The organism is Mesorhizobium sp. B2-5-13 (genome assembly GCF_006440535.1).
Taxonomy (GTDB): Bacteria; Pseudomonadota; Alphaproteobacteria; order Rhizobiales; family Rhizobiaceae; genus Mesorhizobium; species Mesorhizobium salmacidum.
This window is the reverse complement of the sequence record NZ_VFUI01000020.1, coordinates 1-24,730: the sequence shown is the minus strand read 5'-3', so window position 1 is coordinate 24,730 and position 24,730 is coordinate 1. Positions and strand designations below refer to the sequence as shown.

At 63.6% G+C, this 24,730-nt stretch carries 24 protein-coding genes and 1 riboswitch; of the genes, 10 read left to right on the top strand and 14 right to left on the bottom strand.

Annotation, left to right across the window (positions count from 1 at the left end):
- The first annotated feature begins 65 nt into the window (after positions 1-65).
- The 4 genes from FJ434_RS24390 to FJ434_RS24375 are packed head-to-tail and all read left to right on the top strand — an operon-like array spanning position 66 to position 7,042.
- Positions 66-2,519: an FAD-dependent oxidoreductase gene (locus FJ434_RS24390; protein ID WP_140751899.1), complete on the top strand. Its 2,454-nt coding sequence runs from the start codon at positions 66-68 to the stop codon at positions 2,517-2,519.
- Entirely contained in the window at positions 2,516-3,421 is a 906-nt protein-coding gene (locus tag FJ434_RS24385; RefSeq protein WP_140751874.1) for a homocysteine S-methyltransferase family protein, read from the top strand. Before FJ434_RS24390 ends, FJ434_RS24385 begins: the two co-directional genes overlap by 4 nt.
- Entirely contained in the window at positions 3,414-4,595 is a 1,182-nt protein-coding gene (locus tag FJ434_RS24380; RefSeq protein ID WP_140751875.1) for a pyridoxal phosphate-dependent aminotransferase, read from the top strand. The genes FJ434_RS24385 and FJ434_RS24380 overlap by 8 nt, the downstream gene beginning before the upstream one ends.
- The gene (locus FJ434_RS24375; RefSeq protein WP_140751876.1) at positions 4,592-7,042 is read left to right on the top strand and encodes an FAD-dependent oxidoreductase; all 2,451 of its coding nucleotides are present in this window, start codon (positions 4,592-4,594) and stop codon (positions 7,040-7,042) included. The genes FJ434_RS24380 and FJ434_RS24375 overlap by 4 nt, the downstream gene beginning before the upstream one ends.
- A gap of 204 nt (positions 7,043-7,246) precedes the next feature.
- Here the strand turns inward: FJ434_RS24375 and FJ434_RS24370 are convergent, their stop codons facing one another.
- The 7 genes from FJ434_RS24370 to FJ434_RS24335 form a co-directional block, all read right to left on the bottom strand.
- A complete protein-coding gene (locus tag FJ434_RS24370; protein ID WP_140502613.1) occupies positions 7,247-7,834 on the bottom strand; it encodes an NAD(P)H-dependent oxidoreductase in 588 nt (195 codons plus the stop codon).
- The gene (locus FJ434_RS24365) at positions 7,834-8,415 is read right to left on the bottom strand and encodes an NAD(P)H-dependent oxidoreductase (protein ID WP_140751877.1); all 582 of its coding nucleotides are present in this window, start codon (positions 8,413-8,415) and stop codon (positions 7,834-7,836) included. The genes FJ434_RS24370 and FJ434_RS24365 overlap by 1 nt, the downstream gene beginning before the upstream one ends.
- Positions 8,416-8,623: 208 nt before the next feature.
- Complete coding sequence (locus FJ434_RS24355) at positions 8,624-10,027, bottom strand: FAD-binding oxidoreductase (RefSeq protein WP_140751903.1); 1,404 nt, start codon at positions 10,025-10,027, stop codon at positions 8,624-8,626.
- Complete coding sequence (locus FJ434_RS24350; RefSeq protein WP_140751878.1) at positions 10,027-11,331, bottom strand: cytosine deaminase; 1,305 nt, start codon at positions 11,329-11,331, stop codon at positions 10,027-10,029. Before FJ434_RS24350 ends, FJ434_RS24355 begins: the two co-directional genes overlap by 1 nt.
- Positions 11,332-11,335: 4 nt before the next feature.
- Complete coding sequence (locus tag FJ434_RS24345; protein ID WP_140751879.1) at positions 11,336-12,184, bottom strand: ABC transporter permease; 849 nt, start codon at positions 12,182-12,184, stop codon at positions 11,336-11,338.
- The gene (locus FJ434_RS24340; protein ID WP_140502607.1) at positions 12,171-12,995 is read right to left on the bottom strand and encodes an ABC transporter ATP-binding protein; all 825 of its coding nucleotides are present in this window, start codon (positions 12,993-12,995) and stop codon (positions 12,171-12,173) included. The genes FJ434_RS24345 and FJ434_RS24340 overlap by 14 nt, the downstream gene beginning before the upstream one ends.
- An 11-nt stretch (positions 12,996-13,006) precedes the next feature.
- Positions 13,007-14,011, bottom strand: a complete 1,005-nt coding sequence (locus tag FJ434_RS24335; RefSeq protein ID WP_140502606.1) for an ABC transporter substrate-binding protein — start codon at positions 14,009-14,011, stop codon at positions 13,007-13,009.
- A 268-nt stretch (positions 14,012-14,279) separates the two neighbouring features.
- Between FJ434_RS24335 and FJ434_RS24330 the strand changes: the two genes are divergently transcribed.
- Positions 14,280-14,663, top strand: a complete 384-nt coding sequence (locus FJ434_RS24330; protein WP_140718063.1) for a RidA family protein — start codon at positions 14,280-14,282, stop codon at positions 14,661-14,663.
- A gap of 56 nt (positions 14,664-14,719) precedes the next feature.
- Positions 14,720-15,523, top strand: a complete 804-nt coding sequence (locus tag FJ434_RS24325; protein ID WP_140751880.1) for a creatininase family protein — start codon at positions 14,720-14,722, stop codon at positions 15,521-15,523.
- Here FJ434_RS24325 and FJ434_RS24320 read toward each other — a convergent pair whose 3' ends face one another.
- Together FJ434_RS24320 and cobD are read right to left on the bottom strand one after the other, a co-directional pair.
- On the bottom strand, positions 15,524-16,033 hold the full coding sequence (locus tag FJ434_RS24320; protein WP_140751881.1) for a tyrosine phosphatase family protein: 510 nt from the start codon (positions 16,031-16,033) through the stop codon (positions 15,524-15,526).
- A complete protein-coding gene (cobD, locus tag FJ434_RS24315) occupies positions 16,030-17,076 on the bottom strand; it encodes a threonine-phosphate decarboxylase CobD (RefSeq protein ID WP_140751882.1) in 1,047 nt (348 codons plus the stop codon). The genes FJ434_RS24320 and cobD overlap by 4 nt, the downstream gene beginning before the upstream one ends.
- Here cobD and cbiB point away from each other — a divergent pair.
- On the top strand, positions 17,075-18,049 hold the full coding sequence (gene cbiB / locus FJ434_RS24310; protein WP_140502600.1) for an adenosylcobinamide-phosphate synthase CbiB: 975 nt from the start codon (positions 17,075-17,077) through the stop codon (positions 18,047-18,049). The genes cobD and cbiB overlap by 2 nt on opposite strands.
- On the opposite strand, the gene cobO is transcribed toward cbiB, so the two are convergent.
- Genes cobO through FJ434_RS24290 form a run of 4 tightly spaced genes read right to left on the bottom strand, consistent with a single transcriptional unit; the run spans position 18,046 to position 20,168 of the window.
- Positions 18,046-18,660, bottom strand: coding sequence for a cob(I)yrinic acid a,c-diamide adenosyltransferase (cobO, locus tag FJ434_RS24305; protein ID WP_140502599.1), 615 nt, complete (start codon positions 18,658-18,660; stop codon positions 18,046-18,048). The genes cbiB and cobO overlap by 4 nt on opposite strands.
- Position 18,661: 1 nt before the next feature.
- Positions 18,662-19,177, bottom strand: a complete 516-nt coding sequence (gene cobU / locus FJ434_RS24300) for a bifunctional adenosylcobinamide kinase/adenosylcobinamide-phosphate guanylyltransferase (protein ID WP_140751883.1) — start codon at positions 19,175-19,177, stop codon at positions 18,662-18,664.
- Positions 19,170-19,973: a CbtA family protein gene (locus FJ434_RS24295; protein ID WP_140751885.1), complete on the bottom strand. Its 804-nt coding sequence runs from the start codon at positions 19,971-19,973 to the stop codon at positions 19,170-19,172. Before FJ434_RS24295 ends, cobU begins: the two co-directional genes overlap by 8 nt.
- 15 nt (positions 19,974-19,988) lie before the next feature.
- A complete protein-coding gene (locus FJ434_RS24290) occupies positions 19,989-20,168 on the bottom strand; it encodes a CbtB domain-containing protein (RefSeq protein WP_140502595.1) in 180 nt (59 codons plus the stop codon).
- 35 nt (positions 20,169-20,203) lie between these two features.
- Positions 20,204-20,402, bottom strand: a riboswitch (cobalamin riboswitch).
- A 142-nt stretch (positions 20,403-20,544) separates the two neighbouring features.
- On the opposite strand from FJ434_RS24290, the gene FJ434_RS24285 reads away from it, so the two are divergent.
- A complete protein-coding gene (locus FJ434_RS24285) occupies positions 20,545-21,714 on the top strand; it encodes an aromatic ring-hydroxylating dioxygenase subunit alpha (protein ID WP_140751887.1) in 1,170 nt (389 codons plus the stop codon).
- Between the two features lie 4 nt (positions 21,715-21,718).
- On the opposite strand, the gene FJ434_RS24280 is transcribed toward FJ434_RS24285, so the two are convergent.
- Positions 21,719-22,918 (bottom strand): MFS transporter, encoded by a 1,200-nt coding sequence (locus tag FJ434_RS24280; RefSeq protein WP_140751889.1) that lies wholly within the window; start codon positions 22,916-22,918, stop codon positions 21,719-21,721.
- 234 nt (positions 22,919-23,152) lie between these two features.
- On the opposite strand from FJ434_RS24280, the gene FJ434_RS24275 reads away from it, so the two are divergent.
- Both FJ434_RS24275 and FJ434_RS24270 read left to right on the top strand, forming a co-directional pair.
- Positions 23,153-24,151 carry a DUF1624 domain-containing protein gene (locus tag FJ434_RS24275; RefSeq protein ID WP_140751891.1) on the top strand — a complete coding sequence of 333 codons (999 nt, stop codon included), beginning with the start codon at positions 23,153-23,155 and terminating at the stop codon, positions 24,149-24,151.
- On the top strand, positions 24,148-24,618 hold the full coding sequence (locus tag FJ434_RS24270; protein ID WP_140751893.1) for an isoprenylcysteine carboxylmethyltransferase family protein: 471 nt from the start codon (positions 24,148-24,150) through the stop codon (positions 24,616-24,618). Before FJ434_RS24275 ends, FJ434_RS24270 begins: the two co-directional genes overlap by 4 nt.
- Positions 24,619-24,730: the final 112 nt, after the last annotated feature.

The following is a 24,730-nucleotide window of genomic DNA, read 5'->3' as shown; positions in this document are numbered from 1 at the left end:
TTTGGGATAACGACATGCATCAAACAAAAATAAAGCGCGGCGCGCTTGAAGATTGGGAGAAGAACATGGCGGGTTTGCCGAGCTCGGCGCGCGTGGTGATCATCGGAGGTGGCGTTGTCGGCACCTCCTCGCTCTATCATCTGGCCAAGGCCGGCTGGACCGACTGCGTGCTCCTGGAAAAGAACGAGCTGACCTCGGGCTCGACCTGGCATGCTGCCGGCAATGTGCCGACCTTCTCCTCCTCCTGGTCGCTGATGAACATGCAGCGCTATTCGACCGAGCTCTATCGTGGGCTCGCCGACGCAGTCGACTATCCCATGAACTACCATGTCACCGGCTCGCTGAGGCTCGCCCACTCCAACGAGCGCATGCAGGAATTCCAGCGCGCCAAGGGCATGGGCCGCCACCAGGGCATGGACATAGACGTGGTCGGGCTCGACGAGATCAAGCGCCGCTACCCCTTCCTCGAAACGCACGAGTTGAAGGGCGCGCTCTACGATCCGAGCGACGGCGACATCGACCCGGCACAGTTGACGCAGGCGCTGGCTAAAGGCGCGCGCGACATGGGCGCCAGGATCATCCGCTTCTGCCCCGTCACCGGCGTGCGACGCGAGAAGGACGAATGGGTGGTCGTAACAGCGCAAGGCGAGATCCGCTGCGAGATCATCGTCAATGCAGCCGGCTACCGTGCCGCCGAAGTCGGCAGGATGTTCGGCCGCGACGTGCCGATGATGGTGATGAGCCACCAGTACATATTGTTCGAGGAAATCCCCGAACTCGCCGCCTGGTCGAAGGAACAGGGCAAGAAGCTGCCGCTGCTGCGCGACGTCGACACCTCATACTATTTGCGCCAGGAAAAGGCCGGCATGAATCTTGGCCCCTATGAGCGCAATTGCCGCGCGCATTGGGCCACCCACAACGATCCCATGCCCGAGGATTTTTCCTTCCAGCTTTTCCCCGACGATCTCGACCGGCTGGAGTATTACCTGGCCGATGCGGTCGCCCGCGTGCCGATCCTCGGCACCGCCGGCCTCTCCAAGGTCATCAACGGCCCGATCCCCTATGCGCCGGACGGCAATCCGCTGATCGGTCCGATGCCGGGCGTTCCCAACGCCTTCGAGGCTTGCGTCTTCACTTTCGGCATCGCCCAGGGCGGTGGCGCCGGCAAGGTGCTGGCCGAATGGGTGACGCAAGGCCAGACCGAATGGGACATGTGGTCGTGCGATCCGCGCCGCTTTACTTCCTTTGCTTCCGCGCCGGACTATTGCGTGGCCAAGGGCATGGAAATCTATGGCAATGAATATGCCATCCAGTTCCCGCGTCACGCCTGGCCGGAAGGACGTGACAGAAAACTGTCGCCGATCCACGATCGCATCAAGGCGTTCGGTGCCCGCTTCGATGCCTATAATGGCTGGGAGCGCGCTATCTGGTACGCGCAGGACGGCGACGACGTCTCCGAGGAAGCCACGTTGACCTTCCGCCGCGACGGACCCTGGCAGCATCGCGTCCGTGAAGAGTGCCTGGCCGTGCGTGACGCCGCGGGCATCCTCGACCTGCCCGGCTTCTCGCGCTTCAACCTCGAGGGCCCAGGTGCCGCCGAGTGGTTGAGCCGGCAAGTGACCGGCCTGGTGCCGAAGCCTGGCCGCATCGGCCTCGTCTATTTCTCCGACGACAAGGGCCGCATCGTCACCGAAATGTCGGTGGTACGCCATGGCGAGGAATCCATGACGCTGATCACCGCGGCGGTGGCGCAGTGGCATGACTTCGAATGGCTGAAATCGCACATGCCCGGTGATGCGGCGCTCAAGCTGATCGACCGGACGGAGGAATTCTCCACGCAGATCCTGGCCGGTCCCAATTCGCGAAAAATCCTTGCCGATGTCTGTGATGCCGACCTGACCCTGCCATGGCTGACCCACCAGGAGACCAGGATTGCCGGCCGCTGGGCCAAGCTGGTCCGTGTCTCCTTCGCCGGCGAGCTCGGCTGGGAGATCCACACCAGGGTCGACGACACCGCCGCGATCTTCGATGCGATCTGCGCCGCCGGGCAGAATCATGGGTTGAAGCCGTTCGGCATGTACGCGCTGGATTCGCTGCGTCTGGAAAAGGGCTACCGCACCTGGAAGGGCGACCTGTCGACGGACTACTCTATCCTGCAGGGCGGGCTGGAGCGTTTCGTCAAATGGGAAAAGCCCGACTTCCGTGGCAAGTCGGCGCTCCAGAACGAGAAACAGCAAGGCGTGAAGAAACGCTTCGTCACGCTCGTGGTCGAAAGTCCCGGCGATTGCGACGCGCCTTACATGTCGACGCTCTGGCATGACGGCCAGATCGTCGGCGAGACGACATCGGGGGGCTGGGGCCATCGCGTCGACAAGTCGATCGCGCTCGGCATGCTGCGCGCCGACCTGACCGAACCCGGTACCGCCGTCGAGGTCGACATCTTCGGCGATCGCTTCAAGGCGGTCGTGCAGCAGGACGAGCCCTTGTGGGATCCCAGGAACGAAAGGCTGCGGGCATGAAGAGCGTTATCCTCACCGATGGCGGCATGGGTCAGGAGCTGGTGCGGCGCAGCAAGTCCGAGCCGACGCCGCTGTGGTCGGCCAGGGTGCTGATGGACGAACCGGACCTCGTGCGCGGCCTGCATGCCGAATTCATCCGCGCCGGCGCCCGTGTCATCACCATAAACACCTATTCGGCGACGCCCGAACGCTTGGCGCGCGAAGGCGCGGAAGACTTGTTCAAGCCATTGCAGAAGCGTGGCATCGAGCTGGCCAGGCAAGCGCGCGACGAGGCGGGCGATGCGGCTATCGCCGGCTGCCTGTCGCCGCTTTTCGGCAGCTACGCGCCGGCGCTGACCATCTCCTACCAGGACACGCTCGACATCTACCGCCGTATCGTCGCCGAGCAGGCGGACGGTGTCGACCTGTTCCTGTGCGAGACCATGGCGTCATCAGAGGAAGCGCGGGCCGCGGTCACCGCGGCATCGGAAAGCGGCAAGCCTGTCTGGGTGTCATGGACACTGGCCGATCACGGCACGCCACGCTTGCGCAGTGGCGAGACGATTGCGTCGGCGGCGGAGGCGCTTGGCAATCTGCCGGTGGCGGCGCGGCTGCTCAACTGCTGCCGCCCGGAAGCGATCGCGGCGGCCTTGCCGGAACTGATCGAGCTGGGCGGTCCAGTCGGCGCCTATGCCAATGGCTTCACCTCCACCGAAGCGCTCAAGCATGGCGGCACGGTGGATGTACTGCATGCCCGCCACGACCTCGGTCCGGACGCTTATGCCGAACAGGCTGTCGGCTGGGTGGAAGCGGGTGCGGACATCGTCGGCGGTTGCTGCGAGGTCGGTCCTGCCCATATCGCCGCCTTGCGCGACCGGCTGCAACGGAACGGCTACGCGATCTCGGGAGTCTCACATGCCTAGACCATCATCGCGCATTACCGGCATCGTGCCATCGGGCAAGGACGGCTGGGAGGTTCATTTCGCCGCCTGGAACCGCAAGGAAGCCGGCGAGGACATCATCATGCTGTCGGCCGGCGACCATGATTTCGACACGCCTTCGGAAACGATCGAAGCTTGTGTGGTAGCGGTCCGTGGCAGCAACCATCACTACACGCCGCTGCCTGGCCTGCCACGCCTGCGCAAGGCGATGGCGGCGGCCTCCAGCGCCTGCACCGGCGTCGAGACGATGCCGGAAGAGGTCATCGCCACGCCAGGCGGCCAGGCCGCACTTTACGCGGCCGTGCAGGCTGTTCTCGACCCGGGCGACCACGCCATCGTCGTCGCCCCTTATTATGCCACCTATCCCAACACCTTCAGTGCGGCGGGTGCCAGTTTCACCGTTGTCGAGACACCGGCCGAGGATGGTTTCCAACCCCGCGCGGACATGATCCGCGCGGCACTCAAGCCCAACACGCGCGCCATATTGATCAACACGCCGAACAACCCGACCGGTGCGGTCTATTCGCGCGAGCGGCTGGAACAATTGGCCGAGGTTTGCCGCGAGCATGACCTGTGGCTGCTGTCCGACGAGGTCTACTGGACGCTGGGCGGCGGCGAGCACATCTCGCCGCGCTCGCTGCCAGGCATGGCCGAGCGCACGCTGGTCATCAATTCCATGTCCAAGAGCCACGGCATGACCGGCTGGCGCATGGGCTGGCTGACCGGTCCTGAGAAAATGATCACATTGCTGATCAACCTCAACCTGGTAACGACCTACGGCTTGCCCGCCTTCATCTCGATCGCTTGCACCGAGGCGCTGGAGCAGAACTATGGCGTCAAGGACATCGCCGAACGCTACGCCGCACGCCGCACCGTCCTGCTCGATGCGGTGCGCGGCATGAACGATGTCACCGTGCGCGGTTCCGAAGGCGGCATGTATGTCATGCTCGACATTTCGGCTGTCGAACCCGACGACGAGAAATTCGCCTTCGCCTTCCTCGACAAGGAGAAGGTCGGCGTCATGCCGGGCTCGAGTTTCGGCGAAGCCGCAGCCGGCCATATCAGAATCAGCCTGTGCCAGCCCGAGCCCGTATTGCAGGAAGCAGCCGCCCGGCTGCGCCGTTTCGTTTCCAGCTACCGCCGTGAGGCCGCATGACCGCCAGGACCCTTCCCACCAAAGCGCGGGCCGTCATCATCGGCGGCGGCGTCTCCGGCTGTTCGGTCGCCTACCATCTGGCCAAGCTCGGCTGGACCGACATCGTGCTTTTAGAGCGCAAGCAGCTGACCTCGGGCACGACATGGCATGCCGCCGGGCTGATCGGACAGTTGCGCGGCTCGCAGAACATGACCCGGCTGGCGAAATATTCGGCCGACCTCTACGTCAAGCTGGAAGCCGAGACCGAGGTTGGCACCGGCATGCGCCAGGTCGGCTCGATCACCGTGGCGCTGACCGAAGAGCGCAAGCACGAGATCTACAGGCAGGCGTCGCTCGCCCGCGCCTTCGATGTCGACGTGCGTGAGATTTCTCCCAACGAAGTCAAAGAGATGTACCCGCATCTCAACGTCTCCGACGTGGTCGGCGCCGTGCATCTGCCGCTCGACGGCCAGTGCGACCCCGCCAACATCGCCATGGCATTGGCCAAGGGTGCGCGTCAGCGCGGCGCCACCATCGCCGAGAATGTGAAGGTCACAAAAGTCCATACGAAAAATGGCCGCGTCTCCGGCGTGTCCTGGGCGCAAGGCGAAGACCAGGGCACGATCGAAACCGACATCGTCGTCAACTGCGCCGGCATGTGGGCGCGCGACCTCGGCGCCCGGAACGGCGTGAACATCCCGCTGCACGCCTGCGAGCACTTTTATCTCGTCACCGAGCCGATCCCCGGCCTCGGCCGGCTGCCGGTGCTGCGCGTGCCGGACGAGTGCGCCTACTACAAGGAAGACGCCGGCAAGATGATGCTCGGCGCCTTCGAACCGGTGGCAAAGCCATGGGGCATGGAGGGCATTCGCGAGGATTTCTGCTTCGATCAGTTGCCCGAGGATATGGACCATTTCGAGCCGATCCTCGAAATGGGCGTCAACCGCATGCCGGTGCTGGCCACCGCCGGCATCCACACTTTCTTCAACGGCCCTGAAAGCTTCACTCCCGACGACCGCTACTATCTCGGCGAGGCGCCGGAGCTGCGCGGCTACTGGATGGCGACCGGCTACAATTCGATCGGCATCGTCTCGTCCGGCGGCGCCGGCATGGCGCTGGCGCAGTGGATCAACGATGGCGAAGCGCCGTTCGACCTCTGGGAAGTCGACATCCGCCGCACCCAGCCGTTTCAGAAGAACCGCCGCTATCTCAAGGAACGCGTTACCGAAACGCTCGGCCTGCTCTATGCCGACCATTTCCCCTACCGCCAGATGGCGACATCGCGTGGTGTGCGCCGCTCGCCCCTGCATGAGCATCTGAAGGCGCGTGGCGCCGTGTTCGGCGAAGTCGCCGGCTGGGAGCGCGCCAACTGGTTCGCGCGCGAAGGACAGGAACGCGAATATCGCTATTCCTGGAAGCGGCAGAACTGGTTCGACAACCAGCGCGAGGAACATCTAGCCGTCCGCAATAAGGTCGGCCTGTTCGACATGACCTCGTTCGGCAAGATCCGCGTCGAGGGCAGCGATGCCTGCGCCTTCCTGCAAAGGCTCTGCGCCAACGACATGGACGTGGCGCCGGGCAAGATCGTCTATACCCAGATGCTCAACCAGCGCGGCGGGATCGAGAGCGACCTCACCGTGTCGCGGCTTTCGGAGACTGCCTATTTCCTCGTCGTGCCGGGCGCCACGCTGCAGCGCGACCTCGCCTGGCTGCGCCGGCATGCCGGCGAGCAGTTCGTGGTCATCACCGATGTTACCGCCGCCGAAAGCGTGCTTTGCCTGATGGGCCCGGATGCGCGAAAACTGATCCAGAAGGTCAGCCCCAACGACTTCTCCAACGAGAACAATCCGTTCGGCACCTTCCAGGAGATCGAAATCGGCATGGGCCTCGCCCGGGCGCATCGCGTCACCTATGTCGGCGAACTCGGCTGGGAGCTTTATGTCTCGAGCGACCAGGCCGCCCACGTTTTCGAGGCGATCGACGATGCCGGCGCGGATGTCGGGCTGAAGCTGTGCGGGTTGCACACGCTGGATTCCTGCCGCATCGAAAAAGCTTTCCGCCATTTCGGCCATGACATCACCGATGAAGACAACGTGCTGGAGGCGGGCCTCGGCTTCGCGGTGAAGACGGCCAAGGGCGATTTCATCGGCCGAGATGCCGTGCTGAAGAAGAAGGAAGCCGGACTGGACCGCCGTCTGGTCCAGTTCCGCCTGAAGGATACGCAGCCCCTGCTCTTCCATAACGAGGCGATCCTGCGCGACGGCAAGATCGTCGGTCCGATCACCTCCGGCAACTATGGTCACCATCTCGGCGGGGCGATCGGGCTGGGCTATGTGCCTTGCCAGGGCGAGAGCGAGGCAGATGTGCTGGCCTCGACCTACGAAATCGAAATCGCCGGCGAGCGGTTTGCGGCGGAGGCATCGCTGAAGCCTATGTATGATCCGAAGGCGGAACGAACGAAGATGTAGCGCCCTCTTCCTTCTCCCCTTGTGGGGCCCGAAGGGCGGGCGAGGCCCATGACTCGCCCAGGGCGGTGGATCGGCGCGTAGCGCCGAAACCGTTGAGGGGTGTTCCAGCGGAGTGAGACGTCGGTGTTCTCTGGAACACCTCTCATCCGACCTCGCCTCGCGAGGCCACCTTCTAACCACAAGGAGAGAAGGCAAGTCCCGCGCTTAAAACCGCTCCAGCTTCGCCCGCACCTTCACCAGAAACGCCGCCCTCGTCGCCGGCGTCGACGCGTCCATCAAATAATGCGCCAGGAAGAACGTCTTGCAGCGTCTGGCGCATAGCGCCCGCATGCCACGCAGCAAGGTCTTGCGTCCGGGTTGGCCGACGACGACGCTCCACCAGGTCGGCGCACCGCAGGTGGTGATGACGCCGACCTTGGTCACATGCGTCATCAGCGACTTGATCCCTCCCTTGCCAGCCGGCAGCTTGAAAGCGATGTCGGTCGCCCACACGCGGTCGAGCCAGCCCTTCAACATCGCCGGCAGCCCGTACCACCAGGTCGGATAGACGAACAGGATCGCCTCGGCCCAGTTGAGCAGTTCGAAATGGGGTTTCAGCGCCGGATCCCGCGGCGCCTGATCGTTGTAGGAACGCCGCTCCTCGCAGCTCATCACCGGATCGAACTTTTCCGCATAAAGGTCGAGCAGCCGCACGTCCCAGCCTCGCCGCGTCAGCACATCCACGGCGGTATCGCGGACCGCGGCGCAAAAACTCTCCGGCACCGGATGGCAATAGACCACAAGCGCACGCATCAAAATGCATCCATGCTGGCCGCGACCTTCGCCGTGAAGGACTTCCGCGTCTCGTCGGTCGACAGGTTCATCGAATAGTGGGCGAGATAGGAGACCGGAGCGCCAGGCTTGATCGTGGCGCGCAGCATGCGCTTCACAACCTTGCGCGGCGGGTCGCCCATCAGCATGGCGCGGAATCGGCTGCCGCCATAGGTGGTGACAGCCGTCAGCTTGCGGATGTTGTGTAGCGTCGGCTGCACTTTGCCGTCGACAAGCTTGAACGACACGCCAGGCAGGAAGACGCGGTCGAAAAACCCTTTCAGGATCGCCGGATAGCCGTAGTTCCACACCGGAAACGACAGCACCAGAGCCTCGGCTGCCTGTAGCCTCTGAATGTAGCCGGTAACCGCATCGCCTGGTCCACGCTGGTCGTGATAGCCGAGCCGCTCGGCCCGCGTCAGCCGCGGGTCGAAGTCCTCGGCATAGAGGTCGCAGTCATCGACTGTATGGCCCGCCACCGTCAGCCGCTCGACGATCATCCGGTGCAGGCCGGCATTGAAGCTGGTCTCGACCGGATGGGCGTAGAGGACGAGGATGTTCATGGGAGGACATCCCGCAGGTCAGCGCGAGGCGCCCCCCTCTGCCCTGCCGGGCATCTCCCCCTCCAGGGGGGAGATTGGCAGTTTCGACGTCCCCAATCCGTTGCGGCGTTGGCAATTGGCGAAAGCCCAGGCGACATCCAATTTCCCTTGAGGGGGAGATGGCCGGCAGGGCAGAGGGGGGTGGCTTGGCGCCAACGCTTCATCGTTATCAGCCTGCCTTTTGCAGCCCCTTGAACAGAAAAGTCCGGCCCGAACGATAATCATAGTCCGGGTTTTCCCAGGCGATCATCTTGCCAGGGTTGAGCAAGCCTTGCGGGTCGGTCTCACGCTTGAAGGCGAGTTGCACCGCGTCCGTCTGCTTCATGCCGCCCTCTTCCAGCGTGTAGCGGTGCGGGTTGAAGATCGGGCAGCCATTGTCCTCGTGCAGACGGATGATCTCGTTGAGCCGCGCCTCGGTGGTGAAGTTGACCAGTGGCAGGCCAAAGCAGGTGATGTTGCCGTCCAGCCGCACGAATTCGAGATGCGAGAACACTTCTCCGGGAAACATCGCATCCATTTTCTCGACCAGCGCCAGCTGGTTGGGAAAGGGATAGAGCGACTGCAGATAGGTAATGGCTGGGTCGACGCGCAGCGCCCTGAGCGTGGTGTGGTTCCAGGCCAATTCATAGGCCGGCGGCAGGCCCTTTTTCTCCTCCGGCGCGGCAAGGGCGGCGTTGAAGATCACTTCACCGTCGGCGCGGCGCGTGAAGGCAAGAAAGGCATCCAGCCCATGCCGCGCCACCATGACGACGCAGATGCTTTGGCCTTCCCTGAAAAATTTCTGGTGCCGCTTGAAGTAAAGCTGCGGAACGGGTGCTGCGATCGGCGTGATCAGCTTGGTCAGGATGCCATCCTGGCACGCCAGCGCATTGCCATAGCGGGCCGCATCCATGAATGCGTCGAAGCCGACGATGACGTCGATCCACTCATAGGCTGCCGTCAGCGGCATCTCGACCTCTGATATGATGCCATTGGTGCCATAGGCATGGGTCACCTTGTGCAGGTCTTCGCCTGTCAGTTCGAGCACCCTCGGCTCGGCCTCCATCGTCACCACGCGCAAGCGCAGCACATTGCCGAAATCGCGCAATCCGCCGAAATTGATCGAGCCGACGCCGCCAGAACCGCCGGCGATGAAGCCGCCGATCGAAGCGGTGTTGTAGGTGGAGGGCGACAGCCTCAATTCCTGTCCGGAATGCGCCCGTGTCGCCTTGTCGATGTCGGCCAGGATCGCGCCGGGTCCGGTCACCACGCGGCCTGGGCCGATCGACTTGATCTCGTTCATCTCCGCAAGATTGAGCACCACGCCTCCCGACAGGGGCATCGCCTGGCCGTAATTGCCGGTGCCGCTGCCGCGCGGCGTCACCGGCACGCCATGGCGGTGACAGGCGGCAAGCACGCGGATCAGCTCGGCTTCGGTCTTCGGCGTCACGATCAGGTCGCCGGTCACATGGTCGAGCTGCTGTTTCAGAACCGGGCTGTACCAGTAGAAGTCGCGGCTCTTCTGCTGGACGATGGCCGGATTGTCATCGAGCTTCATCCCATCGAGATCGCGTTTCAGCGCCGAAACATCCATCATTCCACCATCAACTCGTCGAGTTCGGCATAGTCGGGCAATTGCCGGTCGATCGCGCGTCCGGCGCGTACGACGATGCGATCCGATTCGGGCCGCGACAGCAATTCCGTCCAGCTCCGACCTTTAAACAGCACGAAGTCGGCATCGCCTCCGGCGGCAAGCGTGCCGAAGCCATCGAGCCGCATCACCTTGGCCGGCGTCGCGGTGACCGCCTGCGGCCAGTCGGCGACGGGATGATCGAAATGCAGGATACGTGTCGCCATGCGGTAGACCTCCAGCATGTCGAGATCGCCATAGGCATAGAAGGGATCGCGCGTGTTGTCTGAAGCGACGGCCACCGGAATGCCCCTCGCCTTCATCTCGTGCAGCAGCGTCACGCCACGCCAGCGCGGTGTGGTTTGATCAGTGCGACGATCTTGCAAATAGAGATTGCACATCGGCAGCGACACGATTGCGAGCCCAGCCTTCGCCACCTTGTCCAGCGTGTCCAGCACCTCGAGATCCGGCTGCCGCGCCAGCGAGCAGCAATGGCCGACGAGGATTTTTCCCTCGAAGCCGTTCCACAGTGCCGCCTCGGCGATCTTCTTCAGCGAGATTGCGGCGACATCGTCGGTCTCGTCGGCATGGAAATCGAGATCGAGCCCATGCTTGATCGCTTGCACGAAAACGTGGTCGAGCAGCTCTTCCAGGTCTGGCACCATATAGGTGACGACGCCAAGCACGCCCTTGGCGGCGGCCACGCGTTTCGCCAGCCTGTCGAACCATTTTTTGTCGCGCACGCCCTCGATGCCGAGCAGGCAGGCACCCTGCAATTTGATGCGACCACGCCATGCCTCGCGCATCGTCTCGAACACCGGCCAGGAGATTTCCTCCTGCGGCGCGACGCTGTCGATATGAGTTCTGAGCGCCCGGGTGCCATGCGCATAGGCCGAGCGCAGCGAGAAATCCATGCGGCGCGCCACATCCTCGGCGCTCCAGCGGGCAGTGCGGTCGGCGCCCGTAGCGTTCAGAGCGCCCATGAACGTACCGTCAGGATTGGGCTTTCGCGGCCAGATATGGCCCTTGTCGATATGCGTGTGGCAGTCGACGAAACACGGCAGCACGACACGGCCGCCAAGGTCGATGGCGCCGGCCGATACCTTCGATGCGGCATGCGCAGCGGCGATGCTGGAAATCTTGCCGCCCGCGACGGTGATATCGGTCAGCGCAAAACCATCTCTGTCGAAAGCCGCGGCAAGGCCCGGCGTCAGCGACGCGTGAAGCCGGACATTGGCGAGGTGATAGGGACCGGAGGTTGGTATCAAGGCACTAACGCTCCTGCTTCAGTGCGCTCTCGTGCCAGCGCCGCAGAATGAGATGCGAAATCAGCGACAGTACGAGGAAGATCAGGATGCCGGTAAGTGAAATCAAAAATAGCGCCGCGAAAAGCCTGGGTGCATTCAGCCGGTAGCCGGCCTCGATAATGCGCGAGGCGAGCCCCGACGACTGGCCGGTGGCGCCGGCGACGAACTCGGCCACCACGGCGCCGATCAGCGACAGGCCGCCAGCGATCTTCAGCCCGCCGAGGAAATACGGCATCGCCGCCGGCAGTCTGAGATAGCGCAGCTGCTGCCACCGCGTCGCGCCGTTGAGCTTGAACAGGTCGCGCAGATTGCGGTCGACCGAGTTCAGGCCAAGCGTGGTGTTTGACAGGATCGGGAAGAAGGCGACGATCCAGGCGCACAGCAGAAGCTTGGTCGTCTGATTGTCGACATAGATGTTGATCAGCGGAAAGATCGCCACGATCGGCGTCACCTGCAGCACGATGGCGAACGGGAAGAACGACATCTCCACCCACTTCGACTGCGCGAACAAGACCGCCAGGCCGACGCCGCCGACAACCGCGAGGAGCAGGCTGAGGAAGGTGATGCGCAAGGTGACCAGCAGTGCGGAAAACAGCAGGCCGGCATCGTTGTAGAGCGTTGTCAGCACCACGCCGGGGCGCGGCAGGATGTATTGCGGAATCTCGTTCCACACGCAGATACGGTCCCACAGCCAGATCGCCAGGATCATGATTGCCAGCGGCAGCACCCAGCGGCCGATCCGCTCCAGCCGCTCCTGGCGCACGCGCCGCGCCTCCTCGGGGTCGAGTTTCAACGTGCCGTCAATGACCGTCATGATGCGAGCCCGCAGTTGAATTGATGGCATTGACCAGCACATCCGAGGCCTGCCGGCAAAGGGCCGCATAATCCGGCGAGGTGCGAAACGCCTCGTCGCGCGGATAGGATGCCTCGATGGCGAGTTCGTCGAACACCCTGCCCGGCCGCGCCGCCATGACGACGACGCGGTTGGACAGAAACACGCTTTCGAACACACTGTGGGTGACGAAGACGACGGTGAAGCGTTCGTCTTGCCACAGTTCCAGCAGGTCGTTGTTGAGCTTGAAGCGGGTGATCTCGTCGAGCGCCGCGAACGGCTCGTCCATCAACAGCACGCGCGGCTTGGTCACCATGGCGCGCGCGATCGAGACGCGCATCTTCATGCCGCCCGACAGTTCGCGCGGCACAGCGTCTTCGAAACCGGTCAGGTGCACACGCGCCAGCATCTCCGTTATCGCTGGAGCTGCCTTGGCGCGGGAAATGCCTTTCAGCCTGAGCGGCAGCCAGACATTGTCGAAGACGCTGGCCCAGGGCAGCAGCGTCGGCTCCTGAAAAACGAAGCCGATATTCGCGCGGTCGAGCGAACCGCCGCCACGCCAGTCGAGCACACCTGATGTCGGCGTCGACAGGCCGGCAATCAGCCGCAGCGCCGTCGACTTGCCGCAGCCCGATGGTCCGAGCAGGCTCAGGAAATCGCCTTCCCGGATCGTCAGGTCGACATCGCTGAGCGCCGTCACGCCATTGGAAAAGACCTTGCCGACGCCACGCAGCGCCAGCAAGATCGGAGCCATGTCCGAGGCGGGCGTTTGCGCCACCTTTTCCCGCATCATGCCGGGCCGGCCTATTTCTTCAGCTCGAGCCCGACGCCCTTGTTGACGAAGGCCAGCGTGTAGGCCTTCGTGATGTCGATGCCTGCAGGCGTGACCTTGGCCTTGACCATCTTGTCGTAGAAACTCTTGATCCGCGCATCGGTCATGGCGCCGATGCCGAGCTTCTCGGTGTCACCGGAATCGGCAAGGCCGAACTTCTTCATCTGGTCGATCGAGAAAGCGATCTGCTCGTCGCTTATGTCAGGATTGTCTTTCTTGATCAGATCGTTGGCGGCCTTGTTGTCGCCGTAGAGGTACTTGTACCAGCCCTTGGCCGAGCCATCGACGAAGCACTGGACCACCTCGGGCTTCTTGTCGATCGTGTCCTGCATCACCTCGATCGTGGTCGAATAGGTATCCCAACCATAGTCGGCGAGCAGGAACTGGTTCGGCACGAAGCCGCCTTCCTTCTTGACCGCGAACGGCTCCGAAGTGACGTAGCCCTGCTGGATCGACTTCTTGTTGGCGAGGAAAGGAGCGGTGTTGTAGGTGTAGGGCGCGCGCTTTGAAGCGTCGAAACCGAGTTCGATGACCATCCACTGGAAGAAGGTCTGCGCACCTTCATCGCCCAGAATGTACTGCTCGGCGTTCTTCAGGTCTTCCCATTTGTCGAGCCCCTCACCGGGGTGGGACATGATGACCTGCGGATCCTTCTGGAAATCGGCGGCCACGACACGCATCGGAATGCCCTGCTGGACGGCATCGAAGGCCGACAGCAAATTGCCGCCCATGTAGAAATCGATCTTGCCGGCAAGGAGCATCGGCCGGCCGCTGACCTGCGGGCCGCCCTGCATGATGGTGACATCGAGGCCGCAGGCGGCATAGGTGCCATCCGCCACGGCCTGGTAATAGCCGCCATGTTCCGGCTCGGCGAGCCAGTTGGTGCCGAAAGTCACTTTTTCATTCGCCGCCGCGCCCAATGTGCTGGCCGCAAGGAGAGCCACCACCGCGACCGAAATCTTCTGTTTCACGTACATTGACCACCACCCTTTATTTGCACCAGCGCGCTGCGCGCCGTGCTTGACACCAAAGATTCGAGAAGCAAGACACATGCCACCGGCGTCGCGCGCCGGGACCCGCCCGCCTGCACCACAGCCATCTGCGAAATCCGGAAAGGTCGTGCTGCACCGAAGGGCATCGTGCCTATTTTTTGAACGCCTGTCCACAATCGCACCGGCGACATGCACCGCCATCTTGATGGTGCAATGCATCTGGTCTTAGGCTGGCGATATCCAGGAGATTGCCATGTTCAAGTTCCTCACCCCGAAGTCGATCAAGCCGCCCTTTGCCCATTACAGCCACGGCGTCGAGGTGGCGGCCGGCAAGCGGCTGGTGCTGTGCTCCGGTCAGGTCGCCATCACGGCGGACGACCAGATACCGGACGACGCCGGCGCGCAGGCCGAACTCTGCTTCAGGAACATCGCGGCGATCCTGAGCGAGGCCGGGCTGGGGCTTGGCGACATCGTGCGCATCAACGCCTATGTCACCGACCGTGCGCATCTGCGGCCCTATATGGAGGTCCGCGACCGGCTGTTTTCGAGCCCGGCGCCGGCCTCGACGCTGATGATCGTTTCCGGCTTTGCCCGGCCCGAATTCAAGGTCGAGGTCGAGGCGATCGCGGCCGGGTGATCGACAGGCCGGGCACACCGCGCTAGGTCTGCCCTGATCATTTGAAGAGGCGTGACATGACCGTAGCAAAAAGACGCGTCTGGTGGGGCGATTACCGGACAACCGAGTATGCCTCGATCGATCCCGAGATGACGATCGCGGTGCTGCCGGTCGCGGCGATCGAGCAGCATGGGCCGCATCTGCCCGTCTCGACCGACACGTCGATCATGAACGGCATGCTCGACACGGTGATCGCACGCCTGCCCGAGGACCTCGATATCCGCATCCTGCCGGTCCAGGCGGTGGGCAAGTCGAACGAGCATCTGCACGCGCCGGGCACATTGACCCTGCCGGCAACGACGCTGATCGAGGCGTGGACCGAGCTTGGCCTGTCGATAGCGCGCGCCGGCGTGCGCAAGCTCATCGTCGTCAATTCCCATGGCGGCAATGAAGAGATCATGGGTATCGTCACGCGCGAACTGCGCGTGCGCGAAAAGATGCTGGCGGTGAAGACCAGTTGGCAGCGCTTTGGCCGTCCGGCCGGCATGTACACCGAACTTGAGGACCGCCACGGCATCCATGGGGGCGACGTCGAGACTTCGCTGATGCTGCATTTCCGGCCGGACCTCGTCGACATGGGCAAGGCCGACAGTTTCGTTTCCAACGTCGCCGACGCGGAGAAGGAATTCGCGCTTCTGCGCCAGACCGGCACGCATGCCTTCGCCTGGATCGCTAGCGATCTCAACGCAAACGGCGTGGTCGGCGACGCCAGCATCGCGACAGCCGAGAAAGGCCGGTTGACCGCGGAATATCAGGCTGACGGATTCATCAACCTGGTGCGCGATGTGCGCAAGGCCAAGCTCGCGGAGTGGCTGAGATAGCTAACCGTCGATCTTGAGGGCGAACGGCGTGCCTTCGAAGGCGTCGGCGCCGCGCCCGATCGCTTCGATCGCCTCGATCATGCGGCCATTGCGCTCGAGCAGCGTGTCGGCCACAGCGATCAGCCGTGGATTGGGCGTCGCCGAAGGCGACAGCGCGCGCAGCGTCTGCGCCAGTTCCACCTCGTCGCGTTTCGGCGCCAAAGCCGCGGCGATAATATAGGCCGAGGCGGTCGAGCGGCTGATGCCGGCATAGCAGTGCACGACCATCGGCTTTGCGCGGTCCCAGCGGCGCGCGAAATCGAGCAGGTCGCGCACATGCTCCTCGCCCGGCATGGTCATCCCCTCCTGCGCCATGGCGATGTCGTGCATGACCAGATGCAGATGGTTTTCCCGGGGGATCGAGGCTGGTCGAATTACGTCCGTTCCGGCGGCAAGCAGCGACAGCATGCGGTCGGCGCCGGTCCTGGCAACGGTTTCCTCGATCTTCGCCAGCGAGCAGACATGGATCATTGTTTCGAACCTTTCGACCGATCCTCACGCCGCGACGCCCATTCGGCAAGGGCGGATTCAAGCCTGCGCCATTCCTCCTCGTTTGCCGGCAGGCCGGCGCGCAGGGCATGCGGCCGGTCGGAGAAATGCCGGAGCAGGACGCCACTCTCGCCAAGCGCGGAAAACAGGCCGCCGGCATCGGGCAGGCTGAGATAGCGGAACAATATGGTGCCGCCCGCGACGCGAACGCCGAACCGGCCAAACAGCGCATCAACCCGCACCACCTCATCCGCCAGCGACGCCCGCATCGCATCTTGCCAGCCGAGATCGGCGAGCGCGCGGATGCCGTATTCCAGCGCCGGTCCGGCGACGGCCCACGGCCCGAACTGCATGTGCAACCGTTCAGCCGTCGGCGCATCGGCAAGTGCGAACCCAAGCCGCAGGCCGGCCAGACCAAAGAACTTGCCAAAGGAACGCAGCACGACAATGCCGGCCTGGCCGACGTCGGCGGCGAGGCTGTGTTCGCGTGGACCGACATCCATGAACGCCTCGTCGACGACCAGCAGCCCGCCCTTGGCGCGAAGTCCGTCAGCCAGCATCAGCAGCCGGTCGCGCTCGATGATGCGCCCATCCGGATTGTTCGGATTGACGATGATGGCGAGGTCAGCGTCCGCCAGCGCCGCGAAATCGCTGACCTCCACCACCTCATGCCCGGCAATCGCCGCCGCCCGGGCGTGTTCGGCATAGGTCGGCCCCAGCACCATCGCCTGGCCGGGCCTCACCAGCGAGGCCACGCGCGGCAGCAGGATTTGGGTCCCGGGCGCCGCCACCACGTTTCCCGCGGAAGGCGCGCCATAGGTGTTGGCCGCGATCTCTATCAGTTCGCGCCCACGCGCGGCCTCCGGCAACCGCCACAGGGAGGTGGCGGGCAGGTCGAAAAGCGGGTAGGAGTGCGGATTGATACCGGTCGAGAGGTCGACGAAAGGCAGCACGGCATTGGGGAAAAGCGCCCTTGCCCGGCCAAGACTTCCACCATGGTCCACCGCTCCTTCAAGAAGCTTCATGTCTGTCCTGATCGCTTTCCTGTCATTGGTTGTCGAATTCGCCCTTGGTTATCCCGACTGGCTGTTTCGCGCCATCGGCCATCCGGTGACGTGGTTCGGCAGGCTGATATCCTTTCTCGACTTGAGGCTCAACCGCGCCACTGATCCCGACGCACTGCGTCGTCAACGTGGTGTCCAGGCGCTTTTGGTCATCGTGCTGGTGCCGGCGCTGACAGGTCTTTGCGTGCAGCTCGTTCTGCTCTGGTTCGTCCCCTTGGGATGGATCATTGCCGTCCTTCTGGCAACATCGCTTCTGTCGCAGAAGAGCCTGCATGAACATGTCGAAGCCGTCGCCGACGCGCTCGACAGTGGAGGCCTCGACATGGGCCGCGCCGCCGTCTCGCGGATCGTCGGCCGCGATCCCGAAACGCTGGACCGGGCAGGCGTCTGCCGTGCGGCGATCGAAAGCCTGGCGGAGAATTTTTCCGATGGCATCGTCGCCCCCGCCTTCTGGACCGGCGTTGGCGGGCTGGCCGGCGGCGCCGCCTACAAGGCGGCCAACACCGCCGATTCGATGATCGGCCACCACACCCCGCGCCACGAGGCGTTCGGCTGGGCGGCGGCGCGCTTCGACGATTGGATCAACCTGCCGGCATCGCGGCTGACGGCGCTGCTGATCGTGCTCGCTTCCTTCTTGGTCGAGGGCGCCGACCCCCACTGCGGCTGGCAAGCGGTACGGCGCGACGCGAAAAAACACCGCTCGCCCAATGCCGGCTGGCCCGAAGCGGCCATGGCCGGCGCGCTTGGGCTCGCGCTTGCCGGACCACGCAGCTATGGCGGTGTCATGGTCGACGACATCTTCATGGGCGAAGGCGGCCGCAGCGATGTCGACAGCGGCGATATAAGGCGCGCGCTGCAACTCTACCGTGTCGCTGATTTCCTGCTGATTGGCTTGTTCGGCCTGGTCGCGGTAATCGCTGTTCTGGTTTTTTAAAACTCGATGCCCTGCTGAGCTTTCACGCCCGCCGAGAAATGATGCTTGGTGACGCCCATCTCGGTGACCAGATCGGCAGCCTCGACCAGCGCTGGCTTGGCGTTGCGGCCGGTGATGACGACATGCAGACCCTCGCGCCGGCCCTTCAGCGCCGCAACCACCTTGTCGAGATCGAGATAGTCGTAGCGCAACGCAATGTTGAGCTCGTCGAGCACGACAAGGCTGATCGAGGGATCGTCGATCAATTCCAGCGCCTTGGCCCAGGCGGCTTCGGCGGCGGCGATATCGCGCTTCAGGTCCTGCGTCTCCCAGGTGAAACCCTCGCCCATAGCATGCCAGACCACGCGGTCGCCGAAGGCGGCAAACGCATCCTTCTCGCCGGTGTGCCATTTGCCCTTGATGAATTGCACGACGCCGACGCGCTTGCCGTGGCCGAGCATCCGCAGCGCCAGCCCGAAGGCGGCCGTGGTCTTGCCCTTGCCGGGACCGGTGTTGACGATCAGCAACCCCTTCTCGACCGTCTTGCTCGCAACCTCGGCGTCCTGCACCGCCTTGCGCTTGGCCATCTTGGCGCGATGGCGCTCTTCATCCTTGTCGTCGATATCGGTCATTTCACTTCACCTTGAGCGGTAGCCCCGCCACCATCAGCAGCACCGTGTCGGCAACCGCGGCGACCCGCTGGTTGAGCCGGCCGGCGTCGTCGCGAAAACGCCGCGCCAGCGCATTGTCGGGCACGATGCCTTGCCCGACCTCGTTCGACACCACGAACCACGGTCCGCGCGGCCGCGACAGCAAGTCGGCCAGCCGTCGGCACTCCGCCTCGACGTCGTAATCGGCCAGCATGTGATTGGTCAGCCATAGCGTCAGGCAGTCGACAAGCACCGGCCGATCATCCGGCAAGGCCTCCAGCGCTTCGGCAAGGTCGAGTGACGCATCGATGGTCGACCAGCCCTCACCGCGCCGCGAGCGGTGCACCGCGATGCGCTCGCGCATCTCATCGTCATAGGTTTGCGCCGTGGCGACATACGCCCATGGCGGGGGGAATGCCGTCACCAGGGTTTCGGCGTGCGCGCTCTTTCCGGAGCGCGCGCCACCGATGATGAAAGTCAGCTTGCCGCGATCAGGCAAAGCTGTCGCGCAAGCTGGTCGCCGTGCCGGTGAAGCGCCTGCGCACCACGCCCACGACCGCGCCGAGCACCAGCCAGAACACCAGATTGGTCACCGTCACCGCCACCACGAACTGATGGTGCAGGCCTTCCGGGATAGGCGTCTCGAAACTGTCGGGCTGCGGCGCGCCGACGATATGCGGGACGACGATCAGCAAGACGGCGAAGATGGTCAATGGTAGCGATCTGCGAAACACGATCAGGCCAAGGCCGATAGCGGTCGCCGCGGCCGTTGCCGTCCACCAGATCTGGCGCGCAAGCAGATCGGCCGCCGGCATCGCCGGCAGTTCCGGCTGCAGGCCGAGGCCTGGTGCCAGCGTGAACACGGCAAAGCCGGCCAGCCCCCAGAATACGCCCTGGCGCCAATTGCCGACGCCGCCGGCAAACTCGGAAATCGCGACCAGGACCAGCGCGAAGCCGATGCCGGTGACGATATTGGCAACCACGCTGAAGGCAAAACGCTCGACACCGTCGGCCGGCGCCCAGCCTTCATCTTCCTCCGCCGGTGCCGTGACTGCGGCGGGTGCTGGCGCGGCAGAACTCATCGCATTCCCAGCGGGCGCGACCGTGCTCACCGCATCGTTGCTCGCCGCCGGTGCAGCCGCGTGGTCATGGTGATGGCCGCCGCCGGCCTGTTCGTAGACTTCCGCCTTGAGGATCAGCGGCACTGTCGCATAGGCCTGCATGCAGGCGAGAACGACACCCGCCACGAGCCCCGCGATCGCCGCGACGAACACGACGTTGCGAAACAGATTCATGATGTCAGATCCTCGTTAGTGGCAGGGAAACGCCATCGAGTGGCGATAGTCGTGGGCGGCATTGTGGACCGCATCGATATGCGAGAAACCGACAAAGCCGACGACGAACATGCCGAGCAGCGCCGCGAGCGCGAGCTGCATGAAGCGCGACTGCGAGGAGACGGAGGCGCCGAGGGAGACGGAAGCGGTAGTCATGTCTTGTCCTTTCGCCCTCCACCCGAGGGCATCGAAGTCAGTTTCCTGTCGCCGGCAGGTCTCCTGGCTCGCGGATAAGCGCCCTTCCCCACCTTCCCGAGGAAAACCCTCAGTGGCATATGGAGAGGACTACCGCACACAGTTGCGGGGGCAGCCACGGCATTGGACAGGAATTCCTGCCCGCACCGCATTCCCTCTTGGCTCCAAAAAGGAACCGACGACGTTGGTGACTATAGGGAAATTCGCCGCGCGCGGCAAACCAAATTCCGACAGTCGCCAGCGCAGGAGCGTCGTATCGGCGAAGCCGCTCCATCCCGTCCTGATTGACAAATTTTCTAGTCGGGTGTCGGTTCGCAACCCTCACAGGAAGCCAGCCATGCAGCCCAATGCCAGCGAGCGCGAGCCCTATAACGGCCTGACCCGAACCGAGCAGACGCTGCCGTCATCGGCCTATTGGGACCAGGAGAACTATCAGCGTGATCTCGATGCCATCTGGTACAGAAATTGGCTGCTCGTCTGCCGCGAGACCGACCTTGCCCAGCCTTTGGCATTCCGCACCTTCCGCGTCGGCACGCAGGAAATCCTTGTGCTGCGCGACGACGCCGGCGAGTTGCATGCCTTCCACAACACGTGCCGGCATCGCGGTTCGCAGCTTTGCCAGGAAAGCGAAGGACGCCTGAAGGCGCGGCTGATCACCTGCCCGTACCATGCCTGGTCCTATTCGCTGCGTGGCGATCTGGTGCGTGTACCGTCGAAATCGCTGCCTGACGGCTTCGACAAGGCCGACCACCCGCTTTACCGCGTTGTACTCTCGGTGCGGCGGGGCTTCGTCTTCGTCAATCTTGCTGAAGATGCCGCCGGCTCAGTGCAGTCATCCTTCGACCCGGCCTCCGGCGACCTCGGCAACTGGCCGCTGGACACGCTGGTGTCAGGCCATGTGCTGCGCAAGGTGATGAACTGCAACTGGAAGATTTTCTGGGAAAACTTCAACGAGTGCCTGCACTGCCCGGGCGTCCACAAGGACCTGTCGCGGCTGGTGCCGATCTATGGCCGCGGCCTGATGAGCCGGCATGACGATCCCGAATGGACGCGCCATGCAGACAATGATGCGCCGGAATTCTCCGGCGGCCTGCGCGCCGGGGCTGAAACATGGTCGCGTGATGGGCAGACGCATGGGCCGGTTTTCCCCGGCTTGACGCAGGCGGAACGCACCGCCGGCCAGACCTACGCCACCAGCCTGCCCTCGATGTTCATCGTCGGCCATGTCGACTATGTCAGGACCGTGCGGCTGGTGCCGCTCGGTCCCGAACAGACCGAATTGACCGCCGAATGGCTGTTCGCGCCCGAGGCGCTCGCCGCCACCGATATCGACAACATCGTCGCCTTCGGCACACAGGTGCTGGAGGAGGATGCCGCGATCTGCGAGGTCAACCAGAAGGGCCTGCGCTCGATGCGTCATACAGCCGGCGTGCTGATGCCCGAGGAATATGAGCTGCACCGCTTCCACAATTGGGTGCGCGAGCGCCATGCTGAGCTTTCGCTCTGATTTTTTAGAGGGATTTAGGCAGGTAGCGCCAGGTCATGAGGCCACAAAACGCCGCCAGCAGGCCGAGCGTGACGAACACCGATCCCAATCCGAAGAAGGCCAGCACCACCGAATAGACCAGCGGCGGCGTCAATTCGGAAAAGTCGAGATATGTGCGGTAGACCGCCGCCATCTGCGCGCGTTCATAGGAGCGCACCGAGCGCATGAAGGCGGTCGAGCCCAGCGCGTCGAGCGCGATGGTGAAGAAGGCGCCGCACAACAGGAAGGCGCCGGTCAGCAACGGCTCTGCCGCTCCGACCGTGCCCGCCGCCAGCAGCGACGCCGACATGGCGAAATAGGCAAACGTCATGGTGCGTCGGCCGCCAAAGCGTTTTCCTGCCTTGCCCCAGAAGATCGCCATGAACAGCAGCGCATTGCCGGCCGAGACCAGCAGGCCGCCCGCCAGTTCACCCTCGCCGGTGATCACCATGAACAGCGGTCCATAGACGAAGAACGTCGTCCAGAAGCACGACCGGCCGAAGGCGATCAGCCAGGCGAGCCTGAGCCTTGGCTGCGCCACGAAGCGGCCGATGTTGGCGAGCGGATTTGCCGGCCGCGTCTTGCCCGGGCGGATCGACGGGTTGTCGCCCAGCCGGTAGGTCCAGAACAGCGCCAGCAAAGCCATGGCGAAAACCGCCACCGCGCCATGCGCGGCATAGATGCCGAAATGCGCATAAAGGAAAATGCCAAGCGTCGGCCCGCCCGTCCAGGCAACCATCGACCACGCCATGCGCAGCGATTCGGCCTGCATGAAGTCGGTCTTGCGGATGTGGTCCATGATGTAGAGGTTGAGTGTGATCGACAGCGCACTGGCGCCCATGACGCGGCACAGCATGCCGGCGAGTTGTCCAGCGAGCGTGTGGGTGACGAAGAACAGCGAGCCGATGGCGAGCAGGCAGGCGCCTGCCGTGTAGACCCAGCGCCGCGCGAAGCGGCGGATCAGCATCGGCATGAACAAGGTCACCGAGAGGCCGAGCATGGATACGACGGTGTAGAGGATCGAGACGATCTGCTCGTTGTGGAGTATCTCGTAGGCCTGGATCGGGATGACGCTCGACACCATGGCGCGGGCGAAGGACTCGACCGCGTAGAGCGAGGCGAAGGTGCGCGCATCCGCGGCCTTGAGGGCCGGAAGCCAGATCGGATGGCGCACATGCGTGGACATTGCTTCCCCAAAGCAGAATCGCGGCGTCAAATCTGCCGTGGACATTTCAGGCCCATTAAGAGGAAACCGACGCACACCCGGCAAAAAGCGAAGCCGGTCAAAGGCTTTCCCGCGCTGGCCCAATTCGGCGGCTGGCGCGGGCTCCGCCCCGCGGTCAGGCCAAGGCGACCGGTCTTCTTCTATCCAGTGCAACCGTGATAGTCGTCTTGGAGGGCTGAATCAGATCGCGAGACCATGAGCATCCACACGCCGACCGCACCCGTTCCGCAGCTATCGAAGCGCATCGTTGCCATCGATATTTTGCGCGGCATCGCGCTGATCGCGATGGCAAGCTACCATTTCACCTGGGACCTGGAATTCTTCGGTTACACCGACCCCGGTCTCACCGCCTTCGGCTGGTGGAAGATCTACGCCCGCTGCATCGCCTCGACCTTCCTGTTCCTTGTCGGCGTCAGCCTCTATCTCGCCCATGGCCGACAGATCCGCTGGAACTCCTTCTGGAAACGGTTCGCCATGGTCGCCGGTGCGGCGGTCGCCATCTCGGTCGTCACCCGCATCGCCACGCCTGACGGATTCATTTTTTTCGGCATCCTGCATGAGATCGGGCTCGCCAGCCTTCTTGGCCTCGCCTTCCTGCGCCTGCCGGCGCTGCTGACGCTTGTCGCCGCCGCGCTGGTCATCGCGGCGCCCGTCTACCTGCGCTTCGAGGCACTCGATCACCCTTGGCTGTGGTGGATCGGCCTTTCCGCCGTCAATCCGCGCTCCAACGACTACGTGCCGCTGTTCCCCTGGTTCGGCGCGGTGCTTCTCGGCCTCGGAGTGGCGAAACTCGCTTCCGCTTCCGGCATACGGGCACGCCTGGCGAGCCTCGTGCCGGGCCGCTGGGCCAATCCACTGGTCTTCATCGGCCGCCACAGCCTGGCCTTCTACCTGATCCACCAGCCGCTGCTGATCGGTTGCATCTGGCTGTTCTCGCAACTGATGCCGGCGCAAGTCGAGCCCCCGCAGGTCAATTTCCTGAAAACCTGCCAGCGCTCGTGCGAGCAGATGCGCAACGCAACCTTCTGTTCGAGCTATTGCGGCTGCATGCTTGATACGCTGCAAGGCGAAGGATCTCTTGATCGGCTCTTCAACAACGACCAGACTGCGGACTTCAGGGCGCATCTGTCCGATCTTGCCGCAACCTGCACCGCCAAGACGGACGACAAGATGACCGAGGGAGGAACACAATGACCGAGCCGAAGCCTGGCATGATACCGTGGCCGCCGGTGATCTACGCTGCCGCGATCGCCATCAGCATCATCCTCGGCATGCTCTATCCCTTGCCCTGGATCGGAGACCTCCTGGGCGACATTCTGTTCGCCGCTGGTTGGGTGGCGTTGTTCGCCGTCGCCGTACTCTGGTTCACCGCGATCCGCACCATGATGCGGGCCAGGACAACGCTCAATCCCAACGCCGTGCCTGATCATCTCGTCACGACCGGCCCCTTTGGCATCACCCGCAACCCGATGTACCTGGCCAATACGCTGCTGTTGATCGGCGTTGCCTTCCTCTCGGGCATCGCCTGGTTTTTCCTGCTTGCCTTCGTCGCCGCCTTCGTCACCCAGAAGGTCGCGATCGAGGGCGAGGAAAAGATATTGGCGGCGAAATTCGGCAAGAAATACCGCGACTATGCCAAGCGGGTGCGGCGCTGGATTTGAGCCAGCGTTAAAGTTGCCAATCTCCCCCTTCTTGTGCAGGGCTATCGCATATGAGTGATGGCATTGATGAGATAGTCGTCATTCCAGGCGCATTTCTTGATGCGGTGGCTGA